Raw genomic sequence first — 13980 nt, forward strand, 5'->3', positions numbered from 1 at the left:
TGGCGAGTAGGCAAACACGAGGAACGATTATATACAACGGCCATTGGCAGGGGTAATAACGCGAACGTCAATTTGCTGTTTTGCTTGCCAAAACAAAAAAGGCTGGATTTTCATCCAGCCTTTTTCCGCGCCGGGGTGACCGGCATATGTTGTGTAAATCAGGCGGCCTTGCGGCGCTTGCGGGCCATGAGGCCGACGCCGATGAGGCCGGAGGCCAGGAGCGGCAGGGCGCCCGGCACCGGCACGGCGGCCGGGATGGACGGATCACGCGAATAGGCCTGCACGCGCACGGCCAAATCGTCATAATCCTTGTCGCAGTCGCAGGTGTCGTTGAAGAGGATGATCCAGCTCGTCGCCGTTTCCTTGAAGAGGGCGATCGAGTTGAGGTAGACGTTGCTCGTGCCCTGGTTCGAGATGCTGCTGCCCACCGTCGCGTCCTTGAACAGGAAGCTCAACAGGCCAGCCGCCGACTGATAGATCGTCGTGGCGGTGTTGGTGCTCGACGTGTTGTCGAAAATGGTGGTGCCGCCAACGCTGAACTTGAACTCGTTGTGGTTGGAGGCTTCGCTGCCCAGATAGGAGAATGTGAGCCAGCCCGCCGTATCAAGAGCAAGGCCGCCGCCGGTAAGCCGCTTCACCGTGGTGCCGGTAGCAAGGCCGGTTTCACTGGAGAGGCTGAAATTGTTAGGCAGGTTGTAGTTGGCAGAGCTTCCGCTGATGGACAGCGTGATGGCCTGTGCGGCCGATACTGTGCCAAGCAGAGCGCCAGCACAAACGGCGAGCGCTGCAAGAGTGCGTTTCATGGTCGTACCCCGGACTAAACAGACATTGATGCAATTATTTGCACCAATCTTAACTTGAAATTAACTAGTTTTTATGGCGCGTCAATAAGAATCAGCGAATTTTAGTAAAAAAGCAACCTTAACGTGATTGTTGCCGTAACCGTTAGATTTAACGGCGGATTTCGGGGGTCCGGGAGCTGCATATGTTGACGGAAACGTCAAGTTATGCGTGAAAGCAAGACTTGATGACCAGCAAAATAAGCCTCCGGCTGCAGCGCCAGCGTGAATTTGAGGTGCGACAGCCGGATAAACAGGCATGTATTATGCGGGCGCTTCAGCCTGAATCCTCAGCTTGCCGCGCAAACCGCTGGGAGCGGCTGATTTCCGAACCACAGCTCAAACGTGTTGGGCCGCACCTGCTTAGCACCCGCCCAGCGGCCTTCCAGGTTCACAACTTCCGTAGGGAAACCCAGCCCGTTCAGCCAGCCGGCGATGGCCTGGGCCTTGTCCATGTCGGACGTCCGCATAGCGCGGATCTCGTTCACCTTGCCGTCCCACTTGGCGAGGGAAATGGAGGGCACGGTGATCGACGCGCCGTCACTATCCTTGAGCGACGACAGCAGCTTTGAAAAGCAGGCGCGCTGCGGCTCGTTCATCACGCTCACGAAGACGCGCGAGGGCAGGCGGTCTACGGCTTCCGTAAAGACCTTTTCCACCCGCTCGTTCACCTGCGCGGCATTGGAGAGCGCCCGCTCCATGGAATTGAGAAGCTGGGGATCAGACGCGTTGTTGGCATATTCAAGCTGCGCCGCCACGAACTCCACCGGCACCTTGTCGTTCTTGAGCAGGTACTCGAACATGGCGATGCCGTATTTCTGGCGCTCCGCCTTGTCGTCGGAGATGAGATCGATCATCGTCTTCAGGTCGTTCACGTTCTGCTGCCAGCGCGTATAATAAAGACCCATGCCGGCGATGCTGACCGGGATCATGATCGAGGTGGTGATCTGGATGGCGAGGTCACGCAGGTTGCGGCGGCTCTCGCGCCGTTCGGCGGCCTTCTCGGCGGCTTTGTCTGCGGCGGTGGGCATGGCTCAACTCCGGGAATGGGCCCCGGCAGATGACCGGGCTTTGCAGCCAAAACGTGGCCAGCCTGTGCTGTCCCGCATGGATGGAAGCCGTGATACCCGTAAAGACGGGCGATTCTCAATTTCCGGGCCAGGTGCCTGCCTAGCCCGGTTTTGCCAGTGAGCGGGGTCAGGGCACCCGGACAGTCACGCGCAGGAACGATGCCGGGATCACCGTGGTGTCATTGGTGCTGGCCTGGTTCTGGCGGTTGAACAGCAGGTCCAGTTCCTGCTGCAAATCCGAAGCCTTGCCATTTTTGGCCGCCGCGTCGAAGGCATTCATGGTGGGCCCGTAGAAATTGCGGAACTGCTCCAGCAGTTTTGAGGCAGGGGCGGGATAGACGAACCGATAAGTGTCCTTCGTGCAGTTGATGTTGGCGGCGGGGACACCGGCGGCCCCGAACCGCGCGATGACATCTGACTCCGAACCCCAGCTCATCGGGCTGACGAAGCCCTCGGGCGGGGGCGGCGAATACGCCGAACTGATCTTGAGAATCTGCGCCACCAGCGTGGGATCACCCGGGATCCAGTTGCCCATCACGATCTTGCCGCCGGAGCGGGTGACACGCACCATCTCACTCGCGACATCGAACGGCTTCGGCGCGAACATGGCGCCAAAGATGCTGATGGCGAGATCGAAGCTCTTGGCGGCGAGATTGCCGAGCTGGCTGGCGTCGCCTTCCTCGAAGCGGATATTGGAAAGCTGAAGGGCCTTGGCGCGGGCGTTCCCGGCGGCCACAAGATTGCGCGCAATGTCGACGCCCAGCACCTCCGCTCCGGCCTCGGCTGCCGGGATGGCGGTGGTGCCATCGCCGCATCCGAGATCGAGCACCTTCATGCCTTTCGTGATGCCAAGCGATTTGACAAGCGCTTCACCGCTTTCGCGCATCGCTGCCGCGATGCGGGTGAAGTCGCCTTTTTCCCAGAGCGCCCTGTTGGCATTGGGAACGGTGATTGCTGCGGTATTCATGTCTGGTTTCTCCTGAGTTTGAGGAGGCCCAGACATCATGCCGGCGCGGGAGGGGCTAGTGCAGGAAGTGTAGCCGGCCGGTACAGATTGCGGAGCGTCAGGCGACAGCCCTTTGTTCGGCCTGCCTGGCATAGCCACTTGTCACCATCCATTTTTCCAGCCGCATGATCAGCTTCTGGTCGCCCACCAGATTGATGCGGTTGGCGGCGATTTCGGTGCGAAGGCTCGACCATCCCATCCATGCGGCGGTCATCGCCTTCAGATTGGCGCGGATGAAGAGATCGACGTCATGGCCGGGATCGAGCAGGCAAAGATCGACGGGCCTGCCGGGGCGCGCCACCAGCCAGTAGTGGCGCTCTTCCTCGGCGAGTTCGGGATAGGTGAATTGCACGACGCTCGTCTTGCCATGCGGCAGCGCCGAGGTGTCGATCTTGCGGCGGATGTTCCACATCAGCAGACGCGCATCGAGCTTCTTCAGCGAGACTTCCACATCAATGTTGTGATGTGCCCATTTGCCCAGCGCCTGCACCATGGGCGCCAGCCCGTCGGCCAGCGGCGTGGTGGCATAACCCGCCTCCCCGCCCTCAAGTTCGGTACGGCGGACGAGGCCGCGGCGCTCCATGTCCTTCAGGCGTTTTGACAGCAGCGTGGGTGAAATTCCGGGGATGCCGCGGCGGATTTCATTGAAGCGCGTGCTGCCCTGCCAAAGCTCGCACAGCACCAGCAGCGTCCAGCGCGGCTCGATGATCTCGCACGCCTTGGCCACCGGGCAAAAGCTGTTGTAACTGTCATTTGACCTGACTTCAGCCATGGTGATGCTCCAAAAAATTCCATGTGAGGCCGTAAATGGCCGAGAGTCCAGTCCAGAAAGTGTAGCGCTGCGATTGAAAGGGGGCTGGTGCCGGAAGAGGGGATTGACCTCCCGAGCTTCGCTTTACAAAATAGCGGAGCCAATCCGGCGCGGCGGATCAAATAGCGTGCAACTGCTGGTCTTGAGGAACAGGACCGGCATGGCTGCCAACTATCGACGGGCTGGCAGACATGCGATAGGTTCCCGCTCTGCTTAGCAGGTAAGTTTGTCGGGCGAAGCGCACTGACGGCGATTCCGCCTTTATGAAAAGAGGGAGAGTGCTTCCATGCCGCACTGGTTCATCGACAGCAGCAATTCGGTTCGCGACGATACGAGTGGCGGTGGCCAGGGCTATGCTTTTGGCCTGGGGACGAGCGACAGCCTTTACATACTCAATACCGGGTACATCGTGGAAACGGCCGCGAACAGCGACGGACTTCGTGTTACCGACACAGCGATGAATTGCCAGGTTCACATCGACGGGCTGATTGCGGGCACCAGGTACGGGATTCAAAATTTTGGCCTGAGAACCTTCATCGAAATCAGCGGCAGGGTCATCGGCGGTAGCGTTGGCATCTGGGATAAGGGCGGCGCCAGTATCGCGATCGATAGCAGTGGCACCATCCAGGGCGAGCAAGCGCTTGTGCTCGGGCTTGGAAGTTCGCTCTTGAACAATGGGACAATCATCAACACCGGCACTGACTCGGCGGAGGTCAATGGCGGTTCGGTCACCAACAATGGGCTCATCTCTTCGATGAACGCCGAAGCGTTTTCCTTCAAGGGCGGTTCCGCGCAAAATTTCCAGAATACAGGCACGATTCAGGGTGGCATCTCTACGCCTGACCCGACCACATCAAGGATTTCCATCGACAATTCGGGCCTGTGGACGGGCAATTTTGTTTTAACCGACGGCGCCGACAGGGTTATCAATTCCGGCCGCGTCGACGGGAACATCTATCTGAACGGCGGCGGCGACGCGCTGACCAATACCGGCCGCATCAACGGTTCCGTCAATCTCGGCGACGGCGACAACCAGCTGGACTCGCGATACGGCATCATCACCGGCGCGATCATCTGCGGGAATGGCAAAGACTCCATTCAGGCAGGCGCCGGGGACGATATCATCCGCCCGGGAGCCGGCGCCGATAACGTGGATGGCGGAGCAGGCGTCAATACGATCGACTACGGTACCTCGGCCAAGGCGGTGAAGGTCAATCTGCTGAACGGAATTGCGCAGGGAGGCGACGCCCAGGGCGATCATCTTCTCCATATACAGAATGTCACAGGCTCCGCGTTCGACGACATTCTGATCGGCGACGATGGCGACAATACGCTCTATGGCGTGCTGGGGCGTGACCGCATCCACGCCTTGATCGCGGGTAGGTGGATGAAGGGGTGGTCATTGCCGCGGATAATCCAAGCGCAGATCGATAGGAACCCGCAGACAAATGTTCGCACCACCATCCGAAACACGCTGGAGCTGATCGAAAACCAGGTTCGATTCCAGGTGGCTAGGATGTTCGGATGCTACACCAATCTTCTGGTGTACGCGCTGGATCAAGCGGGACACTTGGATCTTGTCGAGAGCATCCCAGGCCTGCCGCTGTTTCTCGAAGTCGGGGCATCGGACCAAACGATGATTAGTTTCATGAGTTCTTGGTCTGTCCCGCGTAACCGCGATGAGGCTGAACGAGGTGGCCTCGGACAAGAACATGGACGTCGCTGCGGCCCGGAGATGGCTGGCGAACCAGCCCATCGAAAACCTGGGCATCTCTCCGCTCCTTCTTCGCGAGGTCGGTCAGGCCCTTTCGGCGCGCGGAGGTGAGAACGCAGATTAACTACCCGGAGAAGACAATCACCGAGAAAATGGTGCCGGGTGAGGGGATCGAACCCCCGACCTTCGGTTTACAAAACCGCTGCACTACCGCTGTGCTAACCCGGCCCTCGGACACCGAAACTCGGTGCCTATTCGGTACTCGCCCGGACCGCGCGCCGCCTAAGCGCATGATCCGACTCGCCTTCTCGCCTCCAGGCCCTCCGATTACAAAACCGCTGCTCTACCGCTGAGCTAATCCGGCGCTGGCCGCGTTCCATAAAGCCTGATGGCGCGCGCCGCAAGGCGTCAGCGGGTCAAGGCGTAGAGCGCCACGGCGCAGGCGTTGGAGACGTTGAGGCTCTTGATCGGCCCGTCGAGATCGAGCCTCACGAATTCGTCGCAGGTGTCGCGCGTCAACTGGCGGAGGCCCTTGCCCTCCGCCCCCAGCACGATGGCCAAGGGCGGCGTGCGGGCCGCTTCGCCAATTAAGGCTGTGGCTTCACTGTCGAGTCCAAGAATATGAAATCCATACTCTTTCAGCTCGTTCATGGCGCGGGCGAGATTGGTGACCTTCACATAGGGCACATGCTCATAGGCGCCCGACGCCGACTTGAAGAGCACGCCCGAGCCTTCCGGGCTGTGCCGCGCGGTGGCGACCAGCGCCGTCACGTTGAAAGCCGCGCAGGTGCGTAGAATGGCGCCGACATTGTGAGGGTCCGTCACCTGGTCGAGCAGCACGACGACGCCCGATTTCTCGATCTGGTCGAGGCGCGGCTGGGCGAGGGCCTTGGCCGCCAGCAGCAGGCCCTGGTGCACGGTGTCGCTGCCAAGCTGCCGGTCGAGATCGCGCGGGTGAACGATCTCCGGCGTGAGCCCCGCGGCGGCGATCTCCCCGGCCAGCCGGTCGGCGGCGTTCTTCGAGGCCTTGAGGGAATAGAATTTGCGCTTCGGGTTCTTCAGCGCCTCCATCACCGGGTGGACGCCATAAATCAGGTCGGGCTGCTCGCTCATGCCGCGCTTCTAGCGCATCGCGGTCTGGATTGGAGCAAAATTCGTGGCTAGGGTGAGGGCGGGGGCCAATGAGGTTATCCATGGCACGTCTGTTCGCTTTCCTTCTTCTCACGCTCTTCATCGCCACGCCGCTTCGGGCGGAAACGCTCCAGCTTCAGGGCAAGGCGCGGTGGATCGCCATCGCCTCCAGCAAGGACCTGGATGAGGCGATCGGCATTGCCCAGCTTTATGCCGATCCGCCGGGCCGCGTCGTCTCCTCGAAAAGCGGCTGGTATGGCGTCGTCATCGGGCCCGTAAAGACGGGCGATCTGGCGGCCTACCGCAAGTCCTATCAGGGCTGGCCGGAGCTGCCGAAGGACGCGCATCTTTCAACCGGCGCCAACTATCTCGAAACCGTGTGGCAGCCGAAGGCGGCGGCGAAGCCGGCCGAACTCGTATTCGGCAAGCCCGTGGAGGCAACCGCCGAAGGCCTGCCGTTCCGCGCCGAGCTCAAGGGCAATGCCGACAGCTCTTCCGTTGAGGTGAGCGCCGCGAGCGCCGGGCACACGCTGTTCACGCTGTCCACCAAGGCCGATCAATATGCCGAAACCGGCAGCACGCTGGCGGCGGCAAGGCTCGATCCCACCGTCTCCCTGCCGCAGGCGATCCTCAGCCGCTTCACCGGCGGCGCGCATTGCTGCGTCGACACCACCTTCTTCACCGAAACCGCCGCGGGCTGGCAGATGGTGAACGGGCTGACGCTGGATGGCGGCGGCTATGGGCTGGAGGATTTTGACGGCGATGGCGCCGATGAGCTGACGAGCGTCGACAATGCCTTTCTCTATGCCTTCGATTCCTATGCCGCGAGCTTCGCGCCCATGCAGATCTGGCAATTGCGCGGCGGCAAGATCGCCAATGTCACCAAGGACGAAAAATTCCGTGCCGCGCTGAGGCGCGATCTGGCGGGCATGGAATTTCAGGTGAAGCTGAACCCGGAGCTTCTGCACGCGCGCGGCTATCTCGCCGCCTGGGTGGCCACGAAAATCGAACTGGGCGAGGGCGATGCAGCGTGGAAGGTGATGCTGGCCAATTATGAGAAGACGTCGGACTTCGAGACCCAAGTTTGCACCACCGGCGGCGACGTGAACGATTGCCCGCAGGACAAGCTGAAGACGGTGCCGTTCCCCGAGGCGCTGGCCGCCTTCCTGAAACAGAACGGCTACACGCCCGTGCCGGGGAATTGAAGAAGAGCCCAAAACTCCTAACATTGCTAAAGACTATGAACGCTCGACAGGATGAAGAAGCAAACCAGTTGCAGGCAATCGCCAGATTGATGCTGGCTTATGCGTTTTGGATTCGAAAGTGGGTGAAAGCATTGATCGCCTGACTATGATGGATAGAATTATTCAGCTATTCCCGGAAAGGCTGCGCTTTTTTTCGGACAAAGATCACGAAATCCCTTTTCCTTTAAGCTATCGCTTCAAACATTTTGTGAAGCTCATAAAGAAGCTGGATTCAAATACAAAATATATATCTAGCCTCATGATGGTACATTCCATTTTTGTCGAAGCCAACAAATTCAGAAATTGTCTTGCGCATTGCTTCTCATATGCAGATCCGATCAATGGTGATCGAACTGTGAGGCATGTCTATGAAACTGATAAGGTGTGGGACGAGCCTACTAAAGAAATAGCTGAATTCGTCACAAACACGGGTGAGATAGAGGCTGTAGCTCAGTTTTTCTCAGCAGCAGCTCATTACGTAAGCGATTGTGCGTATGAGGCCTACATGGAATATGGCACCAATGCTCCGGCGCGAGGAGCCTATCTCTGCGCGTTTAGTGAGATGACCTGGCCAGATAAATTTAGAAATCCGCCCTATCCGTGGAATCTCGGGCGGCCAGCGAAGTGAGCGTCCGAAAAAAACTGTGACTTTCCCTCTTCACGCATCTGCGCCCGGGATTTCCAGGACCGTGCAGCCGGAAATTTTCCAGGTGCCGTCGGGCTGGCGTTCGAAGCTGTAGAGGGCGTCGTAGCTTTTGCCGTCCGGCCCCGTGATCAGCACATGCTGGGCGGGGCGGCCGGCGGTGTCGGGGCCGGATGATCCGAACTTGAAGGTCTGCGGGCGGTAGACGGGCTGGTAGGCCTTGCGCACCATCTGCATGAAAATATCCGACGACGGAAAGATCATCTGCAGCGTGGGCGAGGCGAACGCATAGGCCTTGGGGCCATCATCGGCGCGGAAGGCGTCGATCTGGCCGGTTATGATTTGCTGCATCGCCTGCTTGTCGGCGGTTGAGACATCGCCGGCGAAGGCGGGTGCAATCATCAGGAGAAAGGCCAGGCACAGCGCGCGCATCTTCGCCTCCGGAGCGTGATGAATTTCGATGCATATACGATCCCGCGCCTGAATTGGTTTCAACTGTGCGCCGCACATTCCATCTTGTGCAACGCACAACGCAAGGCCTTGAAAAGAAATGTGCAGTTGCGGCCATAGTGCCGCTTGACCGGGTTGCAAAAACCGGACGACTATGGGGGTGGCGAAGACGAAGTCCCCAGTTGGTTATAGCGATCCTGCGCGCGGCAGGCGCTGCTCTTTTTTGCTGGGGCGATATGGGAGGTCATGTCGATGCCGGCAATCTCAATGAAAGTGAACGGCCAGATGATGAGCGGCGAGGCCGAGCCTCGCACGCTGCTGGTGGAATTCATCCGCAATACGCTTGGGCTGACGGGAACGCATGTGGGCTGCGACACCAGCCAGTGCGGCGCCTGCGTGGTGCATGTGAACGGCAAGGCCATCAAGAGCTGCACGGCGCTTGCCGTCGCCTGCGATGGAGCCGAAGTGACGACCATCGAGGGGCTGGCCAAGAACGGCAAGCTGCATCCGATGCAGGAAGCCTTCCGCGAGCATCACGGCCTTCAGTGCGGCTATTGCACGCCGGGCATGATCATGAGCGCCGTCGACATGGTGAAGCGCAAGGGCAAGAAGCTGGATGAGGAAACCATCCGCGCCGAACTCGACGGCAATATCTGCCGCTGCACCGGCTATCACAACATCGTCGCCGCCGTGAAGGCCGGCGCGGAAGCCATGTAAGGGAGGCGCGAGGACCATGAGCGAGACAGGAATCGGCGCCCGCGTGAAGCGCAAGGAAGATCACCGCTTCATCACCGGCAAGGGCAATTACACCGACGACATCAACCTGCCGAAACAGACCTATGCCTATTTCGTGCGGAGCCCGCACGCCCATGCCACCATCAAGTCCATCAACACCGCCAAGGCAAAGAAGATGCCGGGCGTGGTGGGCGTCTTCACCGGCAGCGATGTGGCGGAAGACAAGATTGGCGGCCTCATCTGCGGCTGGATGATCCACTCCAAGGACGGCTCGCCCATGAAGGCGGGGCCGCATCCCATCCTCGCCGTCGGCAAGGTGCGCTATGTGGGCGACCATGTGGCGGTGGTGGTGGCCGAAACGAAGGACCAGGCGAAGGCTGCGGCGGAAGCGGTTGACGTCAAATATGCGGCCCTCCCGCATGTGATCGACCCGGCGGAGGCCATGAAGAGCAAGGCGCAGATCCATGAGGTGGCCGCAGACAACCGCGTCTTCAACTGGTCGCTCGGCGATGAGGCGGCAACCGACGCGGCCTTCAAGTCAGCCGCCCATGTGACGAAGATCGACCTCGTCAACAACCGGCTGATCCCCAACGCCATGGAGCCGCGCGCGGCGATCGGTTACTACGACACGGGGGCGGACCATTACACGCTCTATACCACCAGCCAGAACCCGCATGTGGCGCGCCTCGTCATCTCGGCGTTCCATGGGCTTGCGCCCGAGCACAAGCTGCGGGTGATCGCGCCCGATGTGGGCGGCGGCTTCGGCTCCAAGATCTTCATCTACGCCGAGGAAGTGGTGTGCGTGTGGGCCTCGAAGCGCATTGGCGGCAGGCCGATCAAATGGACGGCCGAACGGAGCGAGAGCTTCCTCGCCGACGCGCATGGCCGCGACCATGTTAGCCATGCCGAACTGGCGACCGACGCCAATGGCCGGATCACCGGCCTCAAGGTTCACACCACGGCGGCGATGGGGGCCTATCTCTCGACCTTCGCCTCCTGCGTGCCGACCTATCTCTATGCCACGCTGCTGTCGGGCCAGTATGCGATCCCCAACATCTATGCCGAGGTGGATGCGGTCTATACCAACACCGCACCCGTTGACGCCTATCGCGGGGCAGGGCGGCCGGAAGCCACCTATGTGATCGAGCGCATCGTGGAGACGGCGGCGCGCGAACTGAAGATGGACCCGGCGGAATTCCGCCGGAAGAATTTCGTCACCCAGTTCCCGCACCAGACGCCCGTCATCATGTGCTACGACGCGGGCGATTATGCCGCCGCCCTCGACAAGGCGATGGAGATTGCCGAATACAAGGGCTTCCCGGAGCGCAAAGCCGCGGCGGCCAGGAAGGGCAAGATCCGCGGCATCGGCTTCTCCGCCTATATCGAAGCCTGCGGCATCGCACCCTCCGCCGCCATCGGTTCGCTGGGCGCGGGCGTGGGCCTTTGGGAATCCGCCGAGGTGCGGGTGAACCCGGTGGGGACGGTCGAAATCCTCACAGGCTCGCACAGCCACGGGCAGGGGCACGAGACGACCTTCGCGCAGCTGGTGTCGGATCGCCTGGGCGTTGACATCAACAACGTGTCGATCGTCCATGGCGATACCGACAAGGTGCAGTTCGGCATGGGCACCTATGGCTCGCGTTCCGGCGCTGTCGGCATGACGGCCATCTCCAAGGCGCTCGACAAGATCGAGGCCAAGGCGAAGAAGGTGGCGGCGGCTGTCATGGAAGCTTCCGTCGATGACGTGGACTTCAAGGACGGCACCTTCACCATCAAGGGCACCGACAAGAAGATGGCCTTCGGCGAAGTGGCGCTCTCGGCCTATGTGGCGCACAAGTTCAACTCGGCGGAGATCGAGCCGGGCCTGAAGGAAAGCGCCTTCCACGATCCCTCCAACTTCGTCTTTCCGGCGGGCGTTCACATCTGCGAGGTGGAGATCGACCCCGACACCGGCGTGACGGAGGTTGCGAGCTACACCGCCGTGGACGACTTCGGCAATGTCATCAACCCGATGATCGTCGAAGGCCAGGTGCATGGCGGCATCGCCCAGGGGATCGGCCAGGCGCTGACCGAGGGCTGCGTCTATGACAAGGAGTCGGGCCAGCTTCTGACCGGCTCCTACATGGACTATTGCATGCCGCGCGCGGACAACGTGCCGTCGTTCAAGCTGGGCTTCACCTGCACCCCATGCCCCTCGAATCCGCTGGGCATGAAGGGCTGCGGTGAAGCGGGCGCCATCGCGTCTCCCGCCGCCGTCATCAATGCGATGACCGATGCGCTGGGCCTGCGCGACGTGCCGATGCCGGCCACGCCGCAGGTGGTGTGGAATGCCTTGCAGCCCATGAAGAAGGCCGCGGAATAGCGGGAGGACCCAATGGAAAACTTCAATTACGTTCGTCCCGCCAAAGCGGCGGATGCCGTCAAGGCCATGAAGAAGGCCAAGGACGGGAAATACATGTCGGGCGGCATGACGCTGCTTCCCACCCTGAAGCAGGGGCTGGCCGCGCCCTCCGACATCATCGACCTCGGCGGCATGGGAAATTCCGGCATCGCCGTTTCGGCCAAGGCCGTGACGGTGAAGGCCGGCACCACCCATGTGGAGGTCGCCACCAGCAAGGAGGTGAAGAAGGCGATCGCCGCGCTCACCGTGCTGGCGGGCGGCATCGGCGATCCTGCGGTGCGCAATCGCGGCACCATCGGCGGCTCGATCTCCAACAATGATCCGGCGGCGGATTATCCCTCCGCCTGCCTGGGCCTGGGCGCCACCATCGTGACCAGCGACAGGAAGATCGCGGCGGACAAGTTCTTCACCGGCATGTTCTCGACGGCCTTGAAGCCCACCGAGATCGTGACGGCGGTGGAATTCCCGATCCCCGACAAGGCGGGCTACGCCAAGTTCCCCAACCCGGCGTCACGCTATGCGATGGTGGGCGTGTTCGTGGCCAAGATGAAGGATGGTTCGGTACGCGTGGCCGTCACGGGCGCGGGCCCCGGCGTGTTCCGCGTGCCGGAGATGGAAGCGGCACTGGCCAAGAGCTTCAAGTCATCGGCGCTCGATGGCGTTCAGGTGAAGGCGAGGGGCCTCAACAGCGACATGCACGCCTCCGCCGAATACCGCGCGCATCTGATCGGCGTCATGGCCCGCCGGGCGGTCGACGCGGCGAAGTGAGAGTGTGAGCCATTGCACGATTGCGGCCCGCGGGTGACATCGCGGGCCTGCTTGTCAATGGCCGTTAATTCCGTCATGCCAGCGCAGGCTGGCATCCCGCTTCTGTTCCAGCCGCAGCGGGACCCCAGCCTTCGCTGGGGTGACGGGCTTGTGTGAGTGCGCGATGAACCAAGAACTGCCGTCCTCCATCGACGAAACCGCAAGCCTTCTCCGCTCCGCCGGCTATGTGGCCGGGCGCGATGTGGCGGCGGTGGTGTTTCTGGCGCTGCGCATGGGGCGGCCGCTGTTTCTGGAAGGCGAAGCGGGCGTCGGCAAGACGGAGATCGCCAAGGTGCTGGCGGAGGTGCTGGGCCGCAGACTGATCCGGCTGCAATGCTATGAAGGCCTCGACATCGGCTCTGCCGTCTATGAGTGGAACTATTCCGCCCAGATGATCGAGATCAGGCTGGCGGAAGCCGCGGGCGAACTCGACCGGGCGCGCATGGGCGAGGATATTTTCGCCGAGAAGTTTCTCATTAAGCGCCCCTTGCTGCAGGCGCTTGAAGCGCCGGACGGCAAGCCGCCGGTGCTGCTGATCGACGAGCTTGACCGCACCGATGAAGCCTTCGAGGCCTTCCTGCTCGAAGTGCTGTCGGATTTCCAGATCACCATTCCAGAACTCGGCACCATCCGCGCCACGGAGCCGCCCATCGTCATCATCACCTCCAACCGCACGCGCGAGGTGCATGACGCGCTGAAGCGGCGCTGCCTCTATCACTGGGTGGGCTATCCCGACGCGAAGCGCGAGCTGGAGATCGTCAAGGCCAGGCGCCCGCAAGCGTCTGAAGCGCTGGCGCAGGAGGTGGTGCTGTTCGTGCAGGCGCTGCGCGGCATCGATCTCTACAAGTCTCCCGGCGTCGCCGAGACGCTCGACTGGGTGACGGCGCTGCACGAGCTCGACGCGCTGACGCTCGATCCCCAGACGGTGAATGACACGCTCGGCGTGCTCCTGAAATACCAGGACGATATTTCGCGCATGCAGGGCACCGAAGCCAAGCGCATCCTCGACCAGATCAAGGATGAAATCCGGGCGCTGAGCCATGTGTGAGTGCCCGCGCGTCCTCTCCCGCGCGCGGGAGAGGACAGGGGCCCGTTGCAGCGCAACGGGAAAGGTGAGGGGCTGCCGGCA

13 protein-coding genes and 1 tRNA gene are annotated in these 13980 nt (G+C 61.2%); 7 read left to right on the forward strand and 7 right to left on the reverse strand.

Features of this window, described 5'->3' with window-relative positions; genetic code table 11:
- Nucleotides 1–158: 158 nt before the first annotated feature.
- From QM694_RS02355 to QM694_RS02370, 4 genes are all read right to left on the reverse strand, one after another.
- Nucleotides 159–803 carry a hypothetical protein gene (locus QM694_RS02355; RefSeq protein WP_415005346.1) on the reverse strand — a complete coding sequence of 215 codons (645 nt, stop codon included), beginning with the start codon at nucleotides 801–803 and terminating at the stop codon, nucleotides 159–161.
- Nucleotides 804–1129: 326 nt separating this feature from the next.
- Nucleotides 1130–1870 carry a hypothetical protein gene (locus QM694_RS02360; protein ID WP_415005347.1) on the reverse strand — a complete coding sequence of 247 codons (741 nt, stop codon included), beginning with the start codon at nucleotides 1868–1870 and terminating at the stop codon, nucleotides 1130–1132.
- Between the two features lie 166 nt (nucleotides 1871–2036).
- Nucleotides 2037–2876, reverse strand: a complete 840-nt coding sequence (locus tag QM694_RS02365; protein WP_415005348.1) for a class I SAM-dependent methyltransferase — start codon at nucleotides 2874–2876, stop codon at nucleotides 2037–2039.
- Nucleotides 2877–2973: 97 nt separating this feature from the next.
- Nucleotides 2974–3687: a winged helix-turn-helix transcriptional regulator gene (locus QM694_RS02370; RefSeq protein WP_415005349.1), complete on the reverse strand. Its 714-nt coding sequence runs from the start codon at nucleotides 3685–3687 to the stop codon at nucleotides 2974–2976.
- Nucleotides 3688–4012: 325 nt separating this feature from the next.
- Here QM694_RS02370 and QM694_RS02375 point away from each other — a divergent pair, with 325 nt between their 5' ends.
- Nucleotides 4013–5551, forward strand: coding sequence for a hypothetical protein (locus QM694_RS02375; RefSeq protein ID WP_415005350.1), 1539 nt, complete (start codon nucleotides 4013–4015; stop codon nucleotides 5549–5551).
- Nucleotides 5552–5593: 42 nt separating this feature from the next.
- Here QM694_RS02375 and QM694_RS02380 read toward each other — a convergent pair.
- Both QM694_RS02380 and rlmB read right to left on the reverse strand, forming a co-directional pair.
- Nucleotides 5594–5668, reverse strand: a tRNA-Thr gene (locus QM694_RS02380).
- A gap of 180 nt (nucleotides 5669–5848) precedes the next feature.
- Nucleotides 5849–6553: a 23S rRNA (guanosine(2251)-2'-O)-methyltransferase RlmB gene (gene rlmB, locus QM694_RS02385; protein WP_415005351.1), complete on the reverse strand. Its 705-nt coding sequence runs from the start codon at nucleotides 6551–6553 to the stop codon at nucleotides 5849–5851.
- Between the two features lie 80 nt (nucleotides 6554–6633).
- On the opposite strand from rlmB, the gene QM694_RS02390 reads away from it, so the two are divergent.
- Nucleotides 6634–7776, forward strand: a complete 1143-nt coding sequence (locus QM694_RS02390; protein WP_415005352.1) for a hypothetical protein — start codon at nucleotides 6634–6636, stop codon at nucleotides 7774–7776.
- Nucleotides 7777–7894: 118 nt separating this feature from the next.
- Nucleotides 7895–8443, forward strand: coding sequence for a hypothetical protein (locus QM694_RS02395; protein ID WP_415005353.1), 549 nt, complete (start codon nucleotides 7895–7897; stop codon nucleotides 8441–8443).
- A 30-nt stretch (nucleotides 8444–8473) separates the two neighbouring features.
- On the opposite strand, the gene QM694_RS02400 is transcribed toward QM694_RS02395, so the two are convergent.
- A complete protein-coding gene (locus QM694_RS02400) occupies nucleotides 8474–8890 on the reverse strand; it encodes a DUF4864 domain-containing protein (protein WP_415005354.1) in 417 nt (138 codons plus the stop codon).
- A gap of 270 nt (nucleotides 8891–9160) precedes the next feature.
- On the opposite strand from QM694_RS02400, the gene QM694_RS02405 reads away from it, so the two are divergent.
- The 4 genes from QM694_RS02405 (at nucleotide 9161) to QM694_RS02420 (ending at nucleotide 13899) form a co-directional block, all read left to right on the forward strand.
- A complete protein-coding gene (locus QM694_RS02405; protein ID WP_415005355.1) occupies nucleotides 9161–9625 on the forward strand; it encodes a (2Fe-2S)-binding protein in 465 nt (154 codons plus the stop codon).
- Between the two features lie 16 nt (nucleotides 9626–9641).
- On the forward strand, nucleotides 9642–12005 hold the full coding sequence (locus QM694_RS02410) for a xanthine dehydrogenase family protein molybdopterin-binding subunit (RefSeq protein ID WP_415005356.1): 2364 nt from the start codon (nucleotides 9642–9644) through the stop codon (nucleotides 12003–12005).
- 12 nt (nucleotides 12006–12017) lie between these two features.
- Nucleotides 12018–12812: an FAD binding domain-containing protein gene (locus QM694_RS02415; RefSeq protein WP_415005357.1), complete on the forward strand. Its 795-nt coding sequence runs from the start codon at nucleotides 12018–12020 to the stop codon at nucleotides 12810–12812.
- 163 nt (nucleotides 12813–12975) lie between these two features.
- Nucleotides 12976–13899, forward strand: a complete 924-nt coding sequence (locus tag QM694_RS02420) for an AAA family ATPase (protein WP_415005358.1) — start codon at nucleotides 12976–12978, stop codon at nucleotides 13897–13899.
- Nucleotides 13900–13980 lie beyond the last annotated feature (81 nt).

The sequence above is a fragment of the Aestuariivirga sp. genome, from assembly GCF_047602625.1.
GTDB lineage: Bacteria > Pseudomonadota > Alphaproteobacteria > Rhizobiales > Aestuariivirgaceae > Aestuariivirga.

Coding starts and splice junctions, on each gene's coding strand:
- QM694_RS02360 (WP_415005347.1), bottom strand. CDS start 1,870: ATGCCCACCGCCGCAGACAAAGCCGCCGAGAAGGCCGCCGAACGGCGC.
- QM694_RS02365 (WP_415005348.1), bottom strand. CDS start 2,876: ATGAATACCGCAGCAATCACCGTTCCCAATGCCAACAGGGCGCTCTGG.
- QM694_RS02390 (WP_415005352.1), top strand. CDS start 6,634: ATGGCACGTCTGTTCGCTTTCCTTCTTCTCACGCTCTTCATCGCCACG.
- QM694_RS02400 (WP_415005354.1), bottom strand. CDS start 8,890: ATGCGCGCGCTGTGCCTGGCCTTTCTCCTGATGATTGCACCCGCCTTC.
- QM694_RS02375 (WP_415005350.1), top strand. CDS start 4,013: ATGCCGCACTGGTTCATCGACAGCAGCAATTCGGTTCGCGACGATACG.
- QM694_RS02370 (WP_415005349.1), bottom strand. CDS start 3,687: ATGGCTGAAGTCAGGTCAAATGACAGTTACAACAGCTTTTGCCCGGTG.
- QM694_RS02355 (WP_415005346.1), bottom strand. CDS start 803: ATGAAACGCACTCTTGCAGCGCTCGCCGTTTGTGCTGGCGCTCTGCTT.
- QM694_RS02410 (WP_415005356.1), top strand. CDS start 9,642: ATGAGCGAGACAGGAATCGGCGCCCGCGTGAAGCGCAAGGAAGATCAC.
- rlmB (WP_415005351.1), bottom strand. CDS start 6,553: ATGAGCGAGCAGCCCGACCTGATTTATGGCGTCCACCCGGTGATGGAG.
- QM694_RS02415 (WP_415005357.1), top strand. CDS start 12,018: ATGGAAAACTTCAATTACGTTCGTCCCGCCAAAGCGGCGGATGCCGTC.
- QM694_RS02405 (WP_415005355.1), top strand. CDS start 9,161: ATGCCGGCAATCTCAATGAAAGTGAACGGCCAGATGATGAGCGGCGAG.
- QM694_RS02420 (WP_415005358.1), top strand. CDS start 12,976: ATGAACCAAGAACTGCCGTCCTCCATCGACGAAACCGCAAGCCTTCTC.